General features: G+C 62.2%; 13 protein-coding genes and 3 pseudogenes. 11 read left to right on the forward strand and 5 right to left on the reverse strand.

Features of this window, described 5'->3' with window-relative positions; translation table 11 throughout:
- Window positions 1–7: 7 nt before the first annotated feature.
- The 5 genes from dctM to tspO form a co-directional block, all read right to left on the reverse strand.
- On the reverse strand, window positions 8–1,291 hold the full coding sequence (gene dctM / locus M0746_RS09650; RefSeq protein WP_258448972.1) for a C4-dicarboxylate TRAP transporter large permease protein DctM: 1,284 nt from the start codon (window positions 1,289–1,291) through the stop codon (window positions 8–10).
- Entirely contained in the window at window positions 1,288–1,920 is a 633-nt protein-coding gene (locus tag M0746_RS09655) for a TRAP transporter small permease (protein ID WP_258448973.1), read from the reverse strand. Before M0746_RS09655 ends, dctM begins: the two co-directional genes overlap by 4 nt.
- Before the next feature lie 62 nt (window positions 1,921–1,982).
- Complete coding sequence (locus M0746_RS09660; RefSeq protein WP_258448974.1) at window positions 1,983–2,978, reverse strand: TRAP transporter substrate-binding protein; 996 nt, start codon at window positions 2,976–2,978, stop codon at window positions 1,983–1,985.
- A gap of 199 nt (window positions 2,979–3,177) precedes the next feature.
- Window positions 3,178–4,134, reverse strand: coding sequence for an alpha/beta hydrolase (locus M0746_RS09665; protein WP_258448975.1), 957 nt, complete (start codon window positions 4,132–4,134; stop codon window positions 3,178–3,180).
- Entirely contained in the window at window positions 4,131–4,574 is a 444-nt protein-coding gene (gene tspO, locus M0746_RS09670; RefSeq protein WP_258448976.1) for a tryptophan-rich sensory protein TspO, read from the reverse strand. The genes M0746_RS09665 and tspO overlap by 4 nt, the downstream gene beginning before the upstream one ends.
- A gap of 155 nt (window positions 4,575–4,729) precedes the next feature.
- Here tspO and M0746_RS09675 point away from each other — a divergent pair.
- The 11 genes and pseudogenes from M0746_RS09675 to M0746_RS09725 all read left to right on the forward strand — a co-directional run bounded on the left by M0746_RS09675 (window position 4,730) and on the right by M0746_RS09725 (window position 19,109).
- Window positions 4,730–4,965 (forward strand): annotated as a pseudogene (locus M0746_RS09675) (hypothetical protein).
- A gap of 565 nt (window positions 4,966–5,530) precedes the next feature.
- Window positions 5,531–6,148 (forward strand): transcriptional repressor LexA, encoded by a 618-nt coding sequence (lexA, locus tag M0746_RS09680; RefSeq protein WP_258448977.1) that lies wholly within the window; start codon window positions 5,531–5,533, stop codon window positions 6,146–6,148.
- The gene (imuA, locus tag M0746_RS09685) at window positions 6,148–6,765 is read left to right on the forward strand and encodes a translesion DNA synthesis-associated protein ImuA (RefSeq protein WP_258448978.1); all 618 of its coding nucleotides are present in this window, start codon (window positions 6,148–6,150) and stop codon (window positions 6,763–6,765) included. Before lexA ends, imuA begins: the two co-directional genes overlap by 1 nt.
- Window positions 6,766–6,772: 7 nt before the next feature.
- A pseudogene (locus M0746_RS09690) lies at window positions 6,773–8,187 on the forward strand (Y-family DNA polymerase).
- The gene (locus M0746_RS09695) at window positions 8,184–11,261 is read left to right on the forward strand and encodes an error-prone DNA polymerase (RefSeq protein ID WP_258448979.1); all 3,078 of its coding nucleotides are present in this window, start codon (window positions 8,184–8,186) and stop codon (window positions 11,259–11,261) included. Before M0746_RS09690 ends, M0746_RS09695 begins: the two are co-directional and overlap by 4 nt.
- 287 nt (window positions 11,262–11,548) lie before the next feature.
- Window positions 11,549–12,235: a CsgG/HfaB family protein gene (locus M0746_RS09700; protein WP_166223043.1), complete on the forward strand. Its 687-nt coding sequence runs from the start codon at window positions 11,549–11,551 to the stop codon at window positions 12,233–12,235.
- A gap of 28 nt (window positions 12,236–12,263) precedes the next feature.
- Window positions 12,264–12,632 carry a DUF4810 domain-containing protein gene (locus M0746_RS09705; RefSeq protein WP_258448980.1) on the forward strand — a complete coding sequence of 123 codons (369 nt, stop codon included), beginning with the start codon at window positions 12,264–12,266 and terminating at the stop codon, window positions 12,630–12,632.
- Window positions 12,629–13,288, forward strand: coding sequence for a DUF799 domain-containing protein (locus tag M0746_RS09710; RefSeq protein ID WP_258448981.1), 660 nt, complete (start codon window positions 12,629–12,631; stop codon window positions 13,286–13,288). Before M0746_RS09705 ends, M0746_RS09710 begins: the two co-directional genes overlap by 4 nt.
- Before the next feature lie 223 nt (window positions 13,289–13,511).
- On the forward strand, window positions 13,512–14,201 hold the full coding sequence (locus M0746_RS09715; RefSeq protein WP_258448982.1) for a GntR family transcriptional regulator: 690 nt from the start codon (window positions 13,512–13,514) through the stop codon (window positions 14,199–14,201).
- A 132-nt stretch (window positions 14,202–14,333) separates the two neighbouring features.
- Window positions 14,334–16,445 (forward strand): hybrid sensor histidine kinase/response regulator, encoded by a 2,112-nt coding sequence (locus tag M0746_RS09720; RefSeq protein ID WP_258448983.1) that lies wholly within the window; start codon window positions 14,334–14,336, stop codon window positions 16,443–16,445.
- A 31-nt stretch (window positions 16,446–16,476) separates the two neighbouring features.
- Window positions 16,477–19,109 (forward strand): annotated as a pseudogene (locus M0746_RS09725) (excinuclease ABC subunit A).
- The last annotated feature ends 24 nt before the right edge of the window (window positions 19,110–19,133 follow it).

A 19,133-nucleotide genomic window follows, 5' to 3' on the forward strand; every position in this document is an offset into this window, starting at 1 on the left:
GCGGGCATCAGCTCATCCCCAGCCAGGTCGGCAGTACCAGCGAAATCCACGGCACATAGGTAATCAGCACGAGGAACAGCAGCAGAATCATCAGCCAGGGCATCGCCGCCCGGATGGTCGCGGGCAGGGACATGCCGGTCACCGCCGAAGTGACAAACAGGTTCAGGCCCACCGGTGGCGTGATCAGGCCGATCTCCAGGTTGACCACCATGATGATGCCCAGGTGAATCGGGTCGATGCCCAGCTTCATCGCGATGGGGAACAGAATCGGCGCCAGAATCAGGATGATCGCTGACGGCTCCATGAACGCGCCGGCAATCAGCAGCACGATGTTGACCACCAGGAGGAACGTGACCGGGGTCAGGCCGGCGTCGATCACCCAGGCGGTGATCTGCTGCGGCAGTTGTTCGGTGGTCAGCACATGAGCGAAGAGCATGGCGTTGGCGATGATGAACATCAGCATGATGCTCAGCTTGGCCGACTCGAGCAGGACTTTCGGCGTCTCGCGAAACGTCAGGTCCTTGTAGACGAACAGCGCGATGAACGCCGAGTAGACCGCTGCCACGGCCGCCGCTTCGGTGGGGGTGAACATTCCCGAATAGATGCCGCCGAGGATGATCACCATCAGCAACAGGCCCCAGATGGCCTGGCGTGCGGTCGCGAGAAATTCACGCAGGGTGGCGCGGGGCAGGGCGGGCAGGTTCTTTTTCACCGCGACAATGTAGATCGCCACCATCAACGCCGTGCCCAGCAGCAGGCCCGGTATCACCCCGGCCATGAACAGCTTGCCGACCGAGGTCTCGGTGGCGGCGGCATACACCACCATCACGATCGACGGCGGAATCAGAATGCCCAGGGTCCCGGCGTTGCAGATGATCCCTGCGCCGAAGGCCTGCGGATACCCGGAACGGACCATACCGGCGATGGCGATCGAACCCACCGCTGCCACGGTCGCCGGGCTGGAGCCGGAGAGGGCGGCAAACAGCATGCACGCCAGCACCGCCGCGATGGCCAGGCCGCCACGAATATGCCCGACGCAGGCGTTGGCAAAGTCGATCAGGCGACGGGCAACCCCGCCGGTGGTCATGAATGCCCCGGCGAGGAGGAAAAACGGAATCGCCAGCAGCGTGTAATGCTCCGAGGTCTCGAACAGCTTGATCGCCAGCGAACGCACGGAATCGGGACTGAAGAAAATAATCGTCAGCGACCCGGCCAGGCCGAGGGAAATGGCGATGGGCACGCCAATGAACATCAAAGCGAAAAGCGCGACGAACAGGAAGGCGATGGTCATGGCTTGTCATCCTCGTGCTCGGCGAGTTTCAGGGCGTCGGCGGCTTCATCGGCCAGGCCGAGCCCGGTCTGACGGTTGCGCAGTATGCGCACGAGGATTTCGGCAAAACGGATGAAAATCAGCGCGAACCCCAAGGGCACGATCAACCCGATATGCCATTGCATGATGCCGAAGTGGCCGAGATCTTCGGCACCGATGCCGGCGTTCATCAGGGTCGCGATCCATTCCAGGCTGGCAATGCACAGCACCCCGGCATAGGCCAGGCAGCACAGGCAGGCGAGGATGCCGATGTATTTCTGCACCGAGCGGCGGGCCAGTTTGACCAGTGCGTCGACGCCGATGTGCCCGGCCGTGCGGACGCCATAGGCCAGGCCGAAAAAGATCAGCCAGCCAAACAAGGCCTTGGTCAGGGCAGTGCTCCAGGTCATCGCCTGGGCCATGCCCATGATGCCGTCGCCGATAGCAAACAGCGGCGAGCTTGCCGCCGGCCAGTGATCGGCGAGCCAGTAAAACAGGCTGTAGAAATTGTTGAGGATCACGTAAACGAACGTGACCAGTGTCATCGCAGCCAGGAGGAAGACGATAAAGCCTTCCTCGAAGTGTTCCCAGATTCGCCGAAGCGCTTTCATGGCGGGCATCTCACGTCGAGTCAAGACTGGCAGGCGCCGCCCCGGCAGCACCTGCCATGCGATTACTGGGCCTTGTTGACGGCTTCGGCGGCGGAGATCAGCTCAGGGCCGATATCGGCTTCGAACTTCTTCCACACCGGTTTCATCGCTTCGCGCCACTGCTCGCGTTCTTCAGGCGTGAGGGTAATGATTTCCGTGGTTTTGGCCGCGAGGATGCGCTGTTTGTCGCTCTCGTTCAGTTGCTGCGCTTCCTTGTTCACATGGGCGGTGACCTCGACAACGATCTTGTCGAGTTCGCTGCGTACGTCAGGTGGCAAGCCGTTCCAGAACTTGGTGTTGGTGATCAACATGTAATCCAGCACGCCGTGGTTGGATTCGGTGATGAATTTCTGCACCTCATGCATTTTCTGGCTGTAGATGTTCGAGTAAGGGTTTTCCGCACCGTTGACCACGCCGGTCTGCAAGCCCTGGTACACCTCGGCGAAACTCATCTTGCGCGGGTTGGCGCGCACGGCCTTGAACTGTTCCTCAAGTACGGCAGAAGCCTGCACGCGGAACTTCAGGCCACGGGCATCGGCCGGCACCCGCAGCGGCTTGTTGGCCGACAGTTGCTTCATCCCGTTGTGCCAATAGGCCAGGCCGGTGATGTTCTTGCTTTCCATCGACTTGAGCAGCCCCTGACCTTCCGGGCTCAACTGGAAGCGGTCGACGGCGTTGATGTCGTTGAACAGAAACGGCAGGTCGAACAGCTGCAGGCTTTTGGTGTATTGCTCGAACTTGGCCAGCGACGGCGCAATCATCTGCACATCGCCCAGCAACAGCGCTTCCATTTCCTTGCCATCGCCAAACAGCGAGGAGTTGGGATAGACCTCGACCTTGACCTTGCCCGGCAGGCGTTCCTCCACCAGTTTCTTGAACAGCAAGGCACCCTGGCCTTTGGGCGTCTGGTCGGCAACGACGTGGGAGAACTTGATGATGACCGGGTCGGCCGCCATGGCCGGGCTCATTGTGCCTAACGCCAACGCGCAGGCCAGCGCGGTATACAGGGATCTGAGCATCTACGGACTTCCTCTTGTTGTTGTTATCGGATGGCTCGATGCGTTGAGCGCAATCGGGTGCCGGAACAACAGCAAGTCTAGGCAGAAAATCAGCGGTTGGCGGGCGAACACCGGCAAATTGAGGAAAACGGGTATTGCAGGCTGTTTCAAGAGGGTACAGGTAATGTCCGAGCACCCATCCTTCACTGAAACCTCGTCATCACGCCTTAGCGCCCTCGACACGCGTCGAAATCCACTGCCGACTGTAAGCCAGCACGCTCTGAGCGATGGCCGTCGGAAAATGAATGAACCCGTGGGGCGACGCCGGCAATACATGCAGCTCAACCGGCGCCGAGGGTTGCCAGCGCTCGGCGATCAGCAGGGTATCGTCAAGCAGCGGGTCGAGTTCGCCGGCAAACAGCAGCGTCGGGGGCAGGCCGGTGAAGTCGCCATACAGCGGCGACAGCGGTGGCTCTCGGCGTTGTGCGTCGCTCAGATCAGGGGTCAGCAGGCGCAACGCGTCGACCATGCCGGGGCCGTCCAGCACCAGTGTATCGGCCGGCGCGTTGCGTACGCTGGGTGTACCGGTCAGGTCGTAAACGCCGTAATACAACAGCGCACCGTGGATGCGTTGCAGCAATTCGGACCGGGTTTTCAGTGCCAATAACGTCGCAACGGCCAGATGGGCGCCGGCCGATTCGCCGACCACCACCACGGGCAATCCGGCGAACTCGGCGTCATTCAGTACCCCGCGCGCGGCGCGAAGGCAATCGTCCAGCAGATCTTCGACCGGGGTTGAAACGGCCAAGCGGTAATCGACCGAGACCACCGCCACCTCGCACTGATTGACGATGGCGATGTTGAAGTTGTCGTTCATCTGCGCGTTGCCGATCACCCAGCCGCCGCCATGGAAATCCAGGACCACGCCGCGCGGCCGGCCTTTGGGGCGAATGATCCGCACGGGCACTGTATCGAAGATTTTTCGCTCGGCCGTCAGGCCATGCTCGCGCAGTTTTTTCGCCCCGACCACCTGACTGACGCGCAGCAGCGCCTGGATCAGGCGCGGCGTCAGGCGGTTGCGAATCTTGAAGCGCGGCAGCCAGGCGAGCTTGCGGTTGAACGCGCGCACTTGCGCCAGTTCGCGCTCACCTTGCGGCCAAGGCGCAGGGGCCGTCATACGCGGTTCTTCAGCAGAATGGAGAAGTTCAATGCCGCCGCGACACACAGCCACGCCAGGTACGGGAACAGGATCAGCCCGGTGATCAGGTCCAGTTGCAACGCCAGCACTACCATCGCCGCGACGACCAGCCACAGCAGCGCGAGGATGACCATCGCCGCCAACACCTGATGCGCGCCGAAGAACACTGGCGTCCACAGGGTGTTCAGGGCGATTTGCGCGGCCCACAGGGCCAGCACGGTCTGGCTGCCGGGGATCAGGCTCAAGCGGTAACCGGCCCAGGCCAGCAACAGATAAATGATCGTCCAGGCTACCGGAAACGCCCAGTTGGGTGGCGTGAAGCCGGGTTTGTTCAGGCCTTCGTACCACGGGCCCGGTTTGAACATTACACCGGTGGTGGCGGCTGCTGCGCAGGCCAGAAGGAAGATGAAGAAGGTCATTGCCAGTCCTTAGCTGTGATCAGCTTTTCGGGAAGTGTATGCAAGGGACGCCCGGCGCCGCGAAAAGTTTGCCCGGCCAGCGATGCGGTTGAACCAATAAGCTGACCGGTCGGTCAGGGTATGCAGTTGTTTTGACTTTCTTCGAGGATCAGACGATGGCTGTTTTTGTTTTGCACTATCGCTTCAATGGTGAGCCGCGCAGTTATGAGCTTGAGCTGAAGCAGGCGCAGCTGGCTGAGCATGAGGCGGCCATGCATTTGTTGCAGTTACATCTGGGGATGCGGAGAACAGTCTGCTCATGCCTTCGGCGGATTCGACGCCGGAGGAGGTGATGGAGCAGGCTGAGCGGGTGGGGGTGACGGATATTCGGGTGGGTGATCGGAACGGCTGATTTCGTGGTGGAAGGGTGCGTGATTGGGTACATATCCGTTGCTGTGGGGGATGCGGCTGGCGGTTTCGCCCTTACGGCGAGGCACTTTTTCCAGACGCCGAAAAAGTACCCAAAAAGGCTTGCTCCTACGTACGGCCCTCGCAGGCTCGGGTTCCTTCGCTCCGATGTCGCCGGTGGCGCAAGATCAAGAGCACGCGAGCTAACGCTCATTGTTGAGTGGTTAGAAGCGGGTGGTTGGCTGGGGATTGGTGGTGTGGCTGCCCCTCACCCCAGCCCTCTCCCGAGGGAGAGGGAGCCGATTTTGGTTGGTTTTGATATATGCATTCGACTCGGTATCGCGTGTTGGCGTAACTCTCGCATTCACCTCGGTCAGTCCCCTCTCCCTACGGGCGGTCCGACGTTTCGGGAGGGCTAGGGTGAGGGGCTTTTGATCTTCGTCTTGATCTTGATCTGGCTTTATTGAACGTTTCCACGCTCCGCGTCACGGCTGCGATTTTTGCTGCACAGGTTGGATTACTCCCACCTGACTGACGGTGCTTGTCAGGAAATTCCCACAAGAGTACAAATGTACTCCATGACCAATCTGACTCCCCGCCGTACCGCCATCCTGACCTTCATCCGCGAGCGTATCGCCGAGCACGGTCAATCTCCAAGCCTCGCTGAAATCAGCGAGGCTTTTGGTTTTGCCTCCCGCAGCGTGGCGCGCAAGCATGTGCTGGCGCTCACTGACGCCGGGTTTATCGAGGTCAACCCGCATCAGGCCCGGGGTATCCGTTTGCTCGGGCAGCCGCCGCGGCCGGAACTGCTCGATGTTCCTGTGCTTGGCCGGGTGGCCGCCGGTGCGCCGATTGGCGCTGATGCCGAGGTGCATGGGCGCTTGATGCTCGACCCTGGGCTGTTCTCGCGCAGCCCCGATTACCTGCTGCGGGTGCAGGGCGATTCGATGATCGAGGATGGCATTCTTGACGGCGATCTGGTCGGCGTGCGGCGCAATCCCGAGGCGCTGAATGGGCAGATCGTGGTGGCGCGGCTCGACGGTGAAGTGACCATCAAACGCTTCGAGCGGCTGGGCACCGAGGTGCGGCTGTTGCCGCGCAATCCGGCGTATCAGCCGATTGTCGTGCGTGACGATCAGGATCTGGCCATCGAAGGGGTGTTCTGCGGTCTGGTGAGGCAAGGCTGATGGGCGCCGTCGTTGCGCTGGATACGCTGTTCAATGGCGGCCAGGTCTGGAAGGGCCGGCCTGCGCCGCCGGCGGCCAGTCCACAGCCGACCGGGCATGCCGCACTCGACGCAGCACTGCCCAGCGGTGGCTGGCCGGAAGGTGCGTTGAGCGAAATTCTGCTGGCCGGCCCCGGTGTCGGTGAGCTGCAACTGGTCTGGCCGACGCTGGCGCGTCTGGCGGCGGCGGGGGAGCGCATCGTGCTGGTCGCGCCACCGTTTGTGCCTTACCCGCAGGCTTGGGCCAGCGCCGGGGTCGACCTGCGCCAGTTGTCGGTGATTCAGGCCAGCGAACGTGATGCCTTGTGGGCGGCGGAACAATGCCTGCGTTCGGGCAGTTGTGGCGCGGTGCTGTGCTGGCCGCACAAGGCGGATGATCGCGCCTTGCGACGTCTGCAGGTGGCCGCCGAGTCAGGCCAGACCCTGGCCTTTGCCTGGCGATCGTTGAGCGAAGCGGTCAACCCGTCGCCGGCGGCGCTACGGATTGCCATCGACGCCAGACCAGCGCAATTGCGCATCCTCAAATGCCGAGGTGGTTTGGCGCGTACGGCACCGATTGCTTTTGCCGTGGGGCACTGAGACCGTCATGCGTTGGGTGTGCATTCTGTTCCCGCAATTGGCTTTGGACGCTGTGCTGCGTCAGCGCCCCGATGCCGATGAGCCGTTGGTGCTGCTCAACGGGCCGGCCCAGCGCCGGGTATTGCAGGCGGTCAACCCGGCGGCGCGCAAACTGGGTTTGCGTGCGGGGCAATCGATGACCGCGGCGCAGGCCATGAGCAAAGGTTTTGCCACCGTTGATTACCAGGCTGCCGAAGTCGAGCGCTGGCAGCAGTTTCTCGCGGCGTGGGCGTATCGTTTCAGTGCGCAGGTCAGCGTGCATTACCCGCGTACCGTGGTATTTGAAATCGAATCGAGCCTGGGGCTGTTCGGCACCTGGGCGCAATTGGAAGCGCGGTTACGTCAGGAGCTGACTGATCTGGGCTTTCGCCATCGCATCGTTGCCGCACCCAATCCGGTGGCTGCCAGGATACTGGCCAATGCCTACGATGGGCTGGTGGTGCCGGACGGCGAGGCCTTGCAACATCATCTCGGGCAATTGCCTGTCGACCGTGTTGGCCTCGAACCGAGCGTGGCCACGGCACTTTCACGGATGGGGCTGCGCCACCTCAATCAAGTGCAGAGCCTGCCGCGTCAGACCCTGGCGCGGCGCTTCGAAGCGTCGATGCTCAAACACCTCGACACCCTGTTCGGCGCGCGGCCACTGGCACTGCAATTCTACTTGCCCCCGATCGTTTCGATGTGCGTATCGAACTCAACTTCGATGTGCAGTCGCATCAGGCGCTGCTGTTCCCGTTGCGGCGTCTGACCGGCGATCTGTCGGCATTTCTTTGTGGGCGCGACAGCGGCGTGCAGCGATTCGATCTGCATCTGGAGCACGCTGGTTTGCCGGACACGCTGATCAAGGTTGGCCTGCTCAGCGCCGAGCGTGATCCGGCGATGCTCTTCGAACTGGCGCGTGGCCGGCTGGAACAGGTGCAAGTCGCGGCGCCGGTGCGCGGCTTTCGCCTGCGCGCCGAGGATCTGCCGAGTTTCGTGCCGCAGTTTCAGGAGCTGTTTGACGACCGCCCGCAGCAGACCCTGCCGTGGGAGCAGTTGCGCGAACGTCTGCGCGCACGGCTGGGCGACGATGCGGTGCAGGGGTTGCGTTTTCAAGCCGATCATCGCCCTGAGTGCGCCTGGCAGTTCGGCGTCGACAAGCAGCCTTGCGCAGGCCTGCCGAGCGTGCAGCGGCCGGGCTGGCTACTCACTGAGCCGCAAAGCGTGCCGGAAGGTTCGGCGCGGATTCTCATGGGCCCGGAGCGCATCGAGTCCGGCTGGTGGGACGGCGATGACGTGCGCCGCGATTATTACCTGATCCAGAACCGCGCCGGCCAACAGGGCTGGGCCTATCGTGCGGTGGGTGAGGGCGGTCCGTTGTGGCTGCAGGGCTGGTTTGCATGAGCCATGGTTATGCCGAACTGCACTGCCTGTCGAATTTCAGTTTCCAGCGTGGTGCGTCCAGTGCGCTCGAGTTGTTTCAGCGGGCAAAAAAGCACGGGTATCAGGCCCTGGCGATCACCGATGAATGCACCCTCGCCGGGATTGTGCGCGCCTGGCAAGCGGCAAAGTCGGTTGAGCTGCCACTGATCATCGGCAGCGAAATACGCATTGAAAACGGCCCGAAGCTGGTGCTGCTGGTGGAGAACCTGGCCGGTTATCAGACGCTGTGCGGCTTGATCACCCGGGCGCGGCGGCGTACGCAGAAAGGCCAGTATCAAATCCTGCGCGAGGACTTCGACGAGCCGCTGTCGGGGCTGCTGGTGTTGTGGGTGCCGGACTCGATCGATGAACAGCGGGAGGGCGACTGGCTTAAACAGACCTTCGGCGACAGGCTGTGGCTGTCCGTGCAGTTGCACCGCGGTCAGGATGATCACCAGCGATTGGCGGCGTTGCTGAGTATGGCTGCCCAATTGCAGATTCGCGCCGTGGCCAGTGGCGACGTGCACATGCACGCCCGTGGCCGCCGCGCCCTGCAGGACACCATGACTGCGATCCGCCATCACCTGCCGGTGGCCGAAGCGGGCTTGCGCTTGCACCCCAATGGCGAGCGGCATTTGCGCAGTGTCGAGGTGCTGCGGGAGCTGTATCCGCAGGCCTTGCTCGACGAAACGGTCGCCCTCGCTCGGCGTTGCACCTTCGATCTGAGCGAATTGCGTTATCAATATCCGAAAGAACTGGTGCCCCAGGGCCACAGCGCCACTTCCTGGTTGCGCCAATTGACCAAGGAGGGCATCGCCTGGCGCTGGAAGAAAGGCGCACCCTTCAAGGTGCTACGGCAGATCAACAAGGAGCTGCAACTGATTGCCGAGCTCGGCTACGAAAGCTATTTCCTCACCGTACACGACGTGGTGCGGTTCGCCCGCGAGCAGCACATCCTCTGTCAGGGCCGTGGTTCGGCAGCCAACTCGGCGGTATGTTTTGCCTTGGGCATCACCGAAATCGACCCGGAACGCACCACGTTGCTGTTCGAACGCTTCATGTCGAAAGAGCGCAACGAGCCGCCGGACATCGACGTCGATTTCGAGCACGAACGCCGCGAAGAAGTCCTGCAATATGTCTTCCGTCGATATGGCCGCGGTCGCGCAGCGTTGACCGCAGTGGTCAGCAGCTACCACGCTGCCGGTGCCGTGCGGGATGTGGCCAAGGCCCTGGGATTGCCGCAGGACCAGATCAATGCACTGGCCGATTGCTGCGGCCACTGGAGCGACGAAACCCCGCCGCTGGAGCGTTTGCGCGAAAACGGTTTCGACCCCGAGAGCCCGCTGCTGCGCCGGGTCTTGAGCCTGACCGGGCAATTGATCGGCTTCCCCCGGCACCTGTCGCAACACCCCGGCGGCTTCGTGATTTCCGAGCAACCGCTGGACACCCTGGTACCGGTCGAAAACGCGGCCATGGCCGAGCGCACGATCATTCAGTGGGACAAGGACGACCTCGACGCGGTTGGCCTGCTCAAGGTGGATATCCTGGCGCTCGGCATGCTCAGCGCGATCCGCCGCTGTTTCGATCTGCTGCGCCGTCATCGCCAGCGCGATTTGAGTCTGGCGACGATTCCAGCCGAAGACAAACCGACCTACGCGATGATCAGCCGCGCCGACACCATCGGCGTATTCCAGATCGAATCGCGGGCGCAGATGTCGATGCTGCCGCGCCTGCGTCCGCAAAAATTCTACGATCTGGTGATCCAGGTGGCGATTGTCCGGCCGGGGCCGATTCAGGGCGGGATGGTTCATCCGTACCTGCGCCGGCGTAATAAAGAAGAAGCGGAAAGTTATCCGTCGCCGGAGTTGAAAGTGGTGCTTGAACGCACCCTTGGCGTGCCGCTGTTTCAGGAACAGGTGATGCAGATCGCCATTGTGGCCGCTGACTACAGCCCCGGCGAGGCCGACCAGTTGCGCCGCTCCATGGCCGCGTGGAAACGTCACGGTGGCCTGGAACCGCACAAGGAACGCCTGGCCGCCGGCATGAAGAAGAACGGCTATACAGCTGAATTCGCTGCGCAGATATTTGAACAGATCAAAGGTTTCGGCAGCTACGGTTTTCCCGAGTCCCACGCGGCCAGTTTCGCTTTGCTGACCTATGCCAGTTGCTGGCTCAAGTGTCACGAACCAGCAGCGTTTGCCTGCGCGCTGATCAACAGCTGGCCGATGGGCTTTTACAGCCCGGACCAGATTCTGCAGGATGCGCGCCGTCATCAATTGCAGATTCGCCCGGTCGACGTACGTGCCAGCGACTGGGATTGCAGCCTGGAAACCACCACCGGGCCACAACCGGCGATTCGCATGGGCTTGCGCATGATCAAGGGCTTTCGCGAGGACGACGCCCGGCGCATCGAAGCGGCGCGGGCGCGTGGAGCGTTCGCCGATGTTGCCGATCTGGGCGAACGTGCAGCGCTCGACAGCCGCGCGCAAGCCTTGCTCGCCGATGCCGGGGCCTTGCGGGGCCTGGCCGGGCATCGGCATCGCGCGCGCTGGGAAGTGGCCGGGGTGCAGAAACAGTTGGGGCTATTTGCCGGCCTGCCCAGCCAGGAGGAGCCGGAAGTGCTGCTGCCCAAACCCAGCGTCGGCGAGGATCTGCACGCTGACTACGCCACCGTCGGCACCACCTTGGGCCCGCATCCGCTGGCACTGTTGCGCGGCGAATTGCGCTCGCTGCGCTGTCGCAGCTCGCGGGAATTGCTCGATGTCGAACATGGCCGGCCAGTGAGCATGGCCGGGCTGGTGACCGGGCGCCAGCGTCCCGGTACTGCCAGCGGGGTGACGTTCGTCACGTTGGAAGACGAATTCGGCAACGTCAATGTGGTGGTCTGGCGCGATCTGGCCGAGCGTCAACGGCAAGTTCTGGTTGGTTCGCAATTGCTCAGGGTCGATGGCCGCTGGGAACGCGAGGGCGAAGTGCGGCATTTGATCGCTGGACGCCTGAGTGACCTGAGCCCGCTGCTCAACGGCATTCGCGTGCAGAGCCGGGATTTTCACTGATCAACCGGCCCCAGGCCGCTCGTTCCCACGCTCCGCGTGGTAACGCCTCCCGTGACGCTCTGCGTCACAGTGGACGCGGAGCGTCCATGGCTGCATTTCCCACGCAGAGCGTGGGAACGATCACCACAAAGCGGTGAGAGCGAGCCTGAATTCCCAGCCTGTTAATTGACGTCAAAAAAATCTGTCATGAATGATGGCACTTTGTCATAATGCCGGCCCTTTTCTGCTGGCCAGCGCTTTGCCGTGCCGGGACACCCCGTTTTTCAAGAAGGAAATACTCAGTGAGAATGATCTCCCGGATGTTGGTCTCTGGCGTGGCGATTGCCGTGCTCGGCACGCTGGCCACCACGCTGTCCGGCTGCGCCACGGAAAGCTCCCGCGCGCTGCCGGTGGCCAAGGTCGAAAGCGCCACTCAGGTCTGGACCGGTGTTCGCGTGCCAATGGCTGTGGGCAAATTCGACAACCGCTCCAGCTACATGCGCGGCATCTTCTCCGACGGCGTCGACCGTCTCGGCGGCCAGGCCAAGACCATCCTCATCACTCACTTGCAGCAGACCAACCGCTTCAGCGTGCTGGACCGCGACAACATGGGCGAAATTCAGCAGGAAGCCGCCATCAAAGGCCAGGCTCAGCGCTTGAAAGGCGCTGATTACGTGGTCACCGGTGACGTCACCGAATTCGGTCGCAAGGAAACCGGCGACCACCAGTTGTTCGGCATTCTCGGTCGCGGCAAGACCCAGGTCGCCTACGCCAAGGTCAACCTGAACATCGTCAATATCAGCACCTCTGAAGTGGTCTATTCGACCCAGGGCGCCGGCGAGTACGCCTTGTCCAACCGCGAAATCATCGGTTTCGGTGGCACCGCTGCCTACGACTCCACCCTCAACGGCAAAGTCCTGGATCTGGCCATGCGCGAGGCGATCAATCGCCTGGTCGATGGCATGAACGCCGGTGCCTGGAAACCGGGCAACTGATCGACGCCCATTGCAAGGAGCAACACCCATGAAACCGAATCTGTCGCGCCCGCTGCTGGCGCTGACCCTGGCCGCCACTATGCTGCTCGCCGGTTGTGCCGGGCCGAAAACCCTGTACCAGTGGGAAGGCTACGAGCCGCAGGTCTACGAGTACTTCAAAGGCGAAGAGCCGAAAGAAGCCCAGGCCGAAGCGCTGGAACGTGATCTGCAGAAAATCCGCTCGACCGGCAAAGCCGTACCGCCGGGCTACCACGCGCACCTGGGCTTGCTCTATCTGAGCATGGGCAAGGACGATCAGATGGTGCAGCAGTTCAATACCGAAAAAACGCTGTTTCCCGAGTCCGGCACGTACATGGACTTTTTGCTTAAAAACGCCAAGGCCGGAGTCAGCCAATGATCTCGCGTAGCTGCAAATGGCTGATCGCCGGTCTGGCCCTGACCGTACTGGGTGGCTGCGTCGCGCCGAAAACCGTGGATTACTCGGCGTATAAACAGGCACGCCCGAAGACCATTCTGGTCCTGCCGCCGCTCAATACTTCGCCGGACGTGAAAGCTTCCTACAGCTTGTTGTCGCAAGTGACGTTCCCGCTGGCCGAGGCCGGTTACTACGTCCTGCCGATCACCCTGGTTGATGAAACCTTCCGCCAGAACGGCATGACCACACCCGATGACATTCATCAGGCACCGCCGAACAAACTGAAGGAAATCTTCGGTGCGGACGCTGCGCTGTACATCACTGTGACCGAATACGGCACTCGCTACATGGTGATCAGCAGCGAAACCGCAGTGACCGCGACGGCGAAACTGGTCGACCTGAAAAGCGGCACGACGCTGTGGACCGGTACGGCGCGCGCATCGAGCGAAGAGGGTGGCAACAACGGTGGCGGCGGCCTGATCGGCATGCTGATCACTGCCGCCGTGAAGCAGATCATCAACAGCTCCACCGACGCCGGCTACCCGATTGCCGGTGTGGCGAGCAATCGTCTGCTCTCCGCCGGCCACCCGGCAGGCCTGCTGTACGGCCCGCGTTCGCCGAAATACGGCACCGACTGACCCTCTACCGGTGATCGTTCCTACGCTCTGCGTGGGAATGCATCCCGTGACGCTCCGCGTCACAGTGGACGCAGAGCGTCCATGGCGGCATTCCCACGCAGAGCGTGGGAACGATCAACATAGTGGTCAGTCCCTGCGCAATCTCCCCACCGAAACCCCTGTATCCTGACGCCAAAGTCGATATTCTGCGCCTCGGGCCAACCGACGCCAAAGGAGTGTTCGTATGACCGACAAGAAACCGGAGACCACGGTCGACCGCGTCTATCAAGGGGTTTACCAAGCGATCAGCAAGCGTTCGCTGCGTCCGGGGATGAAACTGGGCGAGGCCTCGCTGGCCGAGCTGTTCAACGTCAGCCGCACCTCGGTGCGCGCGGCGCTCAAGCAACTGGAAGCCGAAGGGCTGGTCACCACCGAGCCCAACAAGGGCGCGTCGGTGTCATTACCGAGCAACGAAGAGCTGCGTTCGCTGTTCGAAACCCGCCGTCTGATCGAGATCGGCATCGTCACCGAACTGTGCCGGCGCAAAGATCCGGCGGCGATGCAGGACCTGCGCGCGCACCTGCTGCTCGAAGACGAAGCCCACGCGGCGGGCGATCACGAACGGCTGATTTACCTGCTGGGTGAATTCCATCTCAAACTGGCGCGCAGCCTGAACAACCCGGTGTTGCTCGACTGGTTCCAGAAGCTGATTTCTCGCGCCTCGCTGTATGCCGCGGCACTGGATGATGACAGCCACGAAGTCTGCCGCGACGACGAGCACTTGCGTCTGATCGAGCACATCGAGGCCGGCAACCAGAACGCAGCCATCGAACTGACCTGTACCCATCTGAACGGTATCGAGAAAGCCATTCTCGACGTCGCCGCGAAAATGAAAACCGGCTACCACCCGCTCAAGCACTTGATCGGCGTCTAGTCGGCTGCGGAGAACAAATCGGCTAATCTCTGATGAAACCAATACGACCGAAGACGCTCGAAACACACGAGCGTCGCGTCGTTCCGGCGTCGCGACAGATCGGGCATTCACCACAGGACACCGAGTCAATCGATGCAGTTTTTATCCGATAGCTACGGTTGTGACGGCTGGAAAGGCGAAATGGCCGAGCGCATCCGCGCGTTCGACTGGAGCCACACCGAGCTGGGCCCGTTGCACAGTTGGCCGGCCAGCCTGTGCAGCGCGGTACAACTGATGCTGGCCTCGCCACTGCCAATGGTGATGCTATGGGGCCGTGCCGGTTACATGATCTACAACGACGCCTATTCTCAGTTCGCTGGCGGTCGTCACCCTTATCTGCTCGGCGCGCCCGTCGAGCTGGGCTGGCCGGAAGTCGCCGAATTCAATCGCAATGTGGTCGACACCTGCCTGGCGGGCGGCACGCTGTCCTATCGCAATAAACTTCTGGTGCTGTTGCGTGATCGCGTCCCGGAGGACGTCTGGCTCGATCTCTATTACAGCCCAGTGGCCAATGATGAAGGGGCGCCCGCCGGCGTGATGGCGATGGTGGTGGAAACCACCGAGCTGGTGATTTCCGAACGCTTGCGTCAGGAAGCGGAAAACGCTTACCGCGCCGATAACGAGCGGGTGCGGCTAGCACTGAATGCCGGGGCGTTGCTCGGCTCGTTTGTCTGGGACATCAAAAACAACCGACTCTCGGCTGATGAGCGCTTCGCCCGGACCTTTTCCTATCCGCCCGACCAGGACCTGAGCAACCTGGCCCAGGACATTGCCGACTCACGCATTCATCCCGATGACCTCGCCTGGGTCCAGGAGCGCGTCGCCCATTCGGTGCAAACCGGTGAGCCGTATAACGCCGAATATCGGGTGTTGCGCAGCGATGGCAGTTACCTCTGGGTGTTGGCCAGCGGCGCTTGTGAATTCGACGACGACGGCGCGCCGCTGCGCTTCCCCGGCGTGTTGATCGATATTCATGAGCGCAAGAACGCCGAAGAATCCTTGCTCAAATTCACTCGCAACCTCGAGCAACGCGTAGCCGAAGAGGTTGAGGCGCGGCTCGCGGCTGAAGAGCAGTTGCGCCAGTCGCAGAAACTTGAATCGATCGGTGGATTGACCGGCGGCGTCGCACACGATTTCAATAATCTGCTGCAAGTGATCGCCGGCAATCTGCATCTGCTCGCACGGCATGAGCCGGACAACGCCAATGTGCAGCGCCGGGTCGGTGCTTCGCTGGCAGCGGTCGAGCGCGGCGCCAAGCTGTCTTCGCAACTGCTGGCGTTTGCACGGCGCCAGCCGCTGTCACCGGCAGTATGCAACCCGCAGCAGATCTTCGAAGGCGTCGGTGAATTGCTGCAGCGCGCGCTGGGCGAAACCATCCAGATCGATGTGCAGCTGCCGCCGGCACCGTGGCATGTCTACGTCGACCGCAATCAGTTGGAAAACGCCATTCTCAACCTGGCGATCAATGCCCGCGATGCCATGAAAGGCGAGGGCGTGATCGGCCTCAGTGCCTCCAATGTCCAGCTCGACAGCGCGTTTTGTGCCGGTAAAGGCATCAATCCCGGCGACTTCGTGCGAGTCGCGGTCAGCGACAGCGGCGCCGGTATCCCGCCGGATATTCTCGAGCAAGTGTTCGAGCCGTTTTTCACTACCAAGGCCGATGGCCAGGGCACTGGTTTGGGGCTGAGCATGGTCTTTGGTTTCGTCAAGCAGAGCGGCGGCCACGTCGAGATCGACAGCCGGATCGGCGAGGGTACGCGGGTGCAGTTGTATTTCCCGCGCAGTCTGCGCCCGATCCTCGACGAATCGCCCAATCTGCAACGCCAGCAGAGCGGCGGCAACGAGACGATTCTGGTGGTCGAGGACAACGATGCCGTGCGCACCTCGGTGGTCGAGTTGTTGCGCGAGGAAGGTTATCGCGTGGTCACGGCCGGCAATGGCGATGTGGCGATGCAGATATTGCTCGAAGGCACCGACGTCGATCTGATTTTTACCGACGTGGTCATGCCCGGGCTGATCAAGAGTTCCGATCTGTTCGCCTGGGCCAAGGTGCAGACGCCGCCGCTGGCGGTACTGTTCACGTCCGGGCACACCCGCGACATCATTTCGCGCAATCACCAGCTCAGCCCCGACACCCATTTGCTCGGCAAACCGTACAGTCCGCAGGCCCTGCTGCAGACAATCCGCGCGGTCCTCAGCAGTTGAGCGTTGCACACTCCTTCAGCAAGGCAGGTCGATGATTTCCAAACGCAGCTCGAAAGCGCCCGCCGGCATGGTCCGGGTTCGCGGCGCCCGCGAACACAACCTGAAAAACGTCGATGTCGACATTCCGCGCGACGCCTTGGTGGTGTTCACCGGGGTGTCCGGTTCGGGCAAATCATCGCTGGCGTTTTCGACGCTGTACGCCGAGGCGCAGCGGCGCTATTTCGAGTCTGTGGCGCCTTATGCGCGGCGTTTGATCGATCAGGTCGGCGTGCCGGATGTCGATTCCATCGAAGGCCTGCCGCCCGCTGTCGCTTTGCAACAACAGCGCGGTACGCCGAGTACACGTTCTTCGGTGGGCAGCGTGACCACGTTGTCCAGCCTGATCCGCATGCTTTATTCGCGCGCCGGCAGTTATCCGCCGGGGCAACCGATGTTGTACGCCGAGGACTTTTCGCCGAATACCCCGCAGGGCGCCTGCCCGGAATGTCACGGACTCGGTCGCGTCTACGAAGTCACCGAGGCGCTGATGGTGCCGGACCCGAACCTGACCATCCGCCAGCGCGCGGTGGCGTCGTGGCCGCTGGCGTGGCAGGGGCAGAACCTGCGCGACATTCTCGTAACGATGGGTATCGATGTCGACATTCCATGGAAGAAACTGCCGAAAAAGCAGCGTGACTGGATTCTCTTCACCGAAGAAACCCCGACGGTTCCGGTGTACGCCGGGCTGACCCCGGAAGAAACCCGCGTCGCCCTCAAGCGCAAGATGGAACCGAGTTATCAAGGCACCTTCACCGGCGCCCGTCGCTACATCCTGCACACCTTCACCCACTCACAAAGTGCGCTGATGAAAAAGCGCGTTTCGCAGTTCATGCTCGGCAGCCCGTGCCCGTTGTGTGAAGGCAAACGCCTGAAGCGCGAGGCGTTGTCGGTGACGTTTGCCGGGCATGACATCGGTGCGCTGTCGCAGATGCCGTTGCTGCAACTGGCAGAGGTGTTGCGCCCGGTCGCGGCGGCGGAATATCTCGAACAGGCTGAAGAAAGCAGCGCCACCCTCAGTCATGCGCAAACCCGCGAGGCCCGCCAGCAGCGCGTGGCCCACGGCGGCAGTGGTCACGCCAGCGCGCCGGATGTGCGGCACACGCCGAACCTGTCGCTGGAAAAACGGATTGCGGCGCAGCGCATCGCCGAGGATTTGCTCGAACGAGTCAGCACCCTGACCGATCTGGGCCTGGGTTATCTGGCGCTCGAGCGCAGCACGCCGACGCTGTCATCCGGCGAGTTGCAGCGCTTGCGCCTGGCCACGCAGTTGGGCTCGCAGTTGTTCGGCGTGATTTACGTACTCGACGAGCCCTCTGCCGGTTTGCATCCAGCCGATGGCGAGGCGTTGTTCGAAGCGCTTCAACGATTGAAGGCGGACGGCAACACGCTGTTCGTGGTCGAGCATGATGTGGAGACCATGCGCCGCGCCGACTGGCTGATCGATGTCGGGCCGGCGGCGGGCGAGAAGGGTGGTCAGGTGTTATACAGCGGACCGCCAGCCGGTCTGGCCGAGGTCGAGTCGTCGCAGACCCGACCTTATCTGTTCGGCGAAGCGCAGCGTCCGCCACGGGCGGCACGTAAGCCCTCGGCGTGGCTGAAGCTTGAGGGCATCACCCGCAATAACCTGAACAACCTCAGTGCCGAATTTCCCTTGGGCTGCTTCACCTCGGTGACCGGCGTATCCGGCTCCGGCAAATCGAGTCTGGTCAGCCAGGCCTTGCTCGAACTGGTCGGTGCGCAACTGGGCCGGCCGACGGTGGAGGCCGAGCCGGAAGAACTCAGCCTTGAAGACGATGCGCCGCAGGTCAGCGGCGGCCAGGTCACGGCGGGGCTGGAATCGATCAAGCGTCTGGTGCAAGTCGATCAGAAGCCTATCGGCCGCACGCCACGCTCCAATCTGGCGACGTATACCGGGCTGTTCGACAACGTGCGCAAACTGTTTGCCGCCACCGACGCGGCGCGCGCCGAGGGGTACGACGCCGGGCAGTTTTCTTTCAACGTCGCCAAGGGCCGCTGCGCCACTTGCGAAGGCGAGGGGTTTGTCAGTGTCGAATTGCTGTTCATGCCCAGCGTTTATGCGCCGTGCCCGACCTGTCATGGCGCGCGCTACAACCCGCAGACGCTGGCGATCCTCTGGCAAGGCTTGAGCATCGCTCAGGTGCTGCAACTGACCGTCGATGAGGCGGTGACGGCGTTTGCCGAGCAACCGGCGATCCGCCGCTCCCTGGAAGTGCTGCGCGACATTGGCCTCGGTTACCTGCGCCTCGGGCAGCCGGCCACCGAGTTGTCCGGCGGTGAGGCGCAGCGCATCAAACTCGCCACAGAATTGCAGCGCAATCAGCGCGGCGCGACCTTGTATGTACTCGACGAACCGACCACCGGATTGCACCCGCGCGATGTCGATCGGCTGCTGGAGCAACTGGATACGCTGGTGACGGCGGGGCACACGGTGATTGTGGTCGAGCATGAAATGCGCGTGGTCGCGCAGAGTGACTGGGTGATCGACATCGGCCCGGGTGCGGGGATCAGGGCGGCAGAATCGTCGCCGCCGGCACACCGCAAAAAGTTGCCGCCAGCAAGAAAAGCAAGACGGCGCCGTTTCTCGCGCGTGCCCTGAACCGATGATGACGCCATCGCTGGCGGTTCCAT

This window comes from Pseudomonas sp. S11P7 (assembly GCF_023195435.1).
GTDB classification, from domain to species: domain Bacteria; phylum Pseudomonadota; class Gammaproteobacteria; order Pseudomonadales; family Pseudomonadaceae; genus Aquipseudomonas; species Aquipseudomonas fluorescens_G.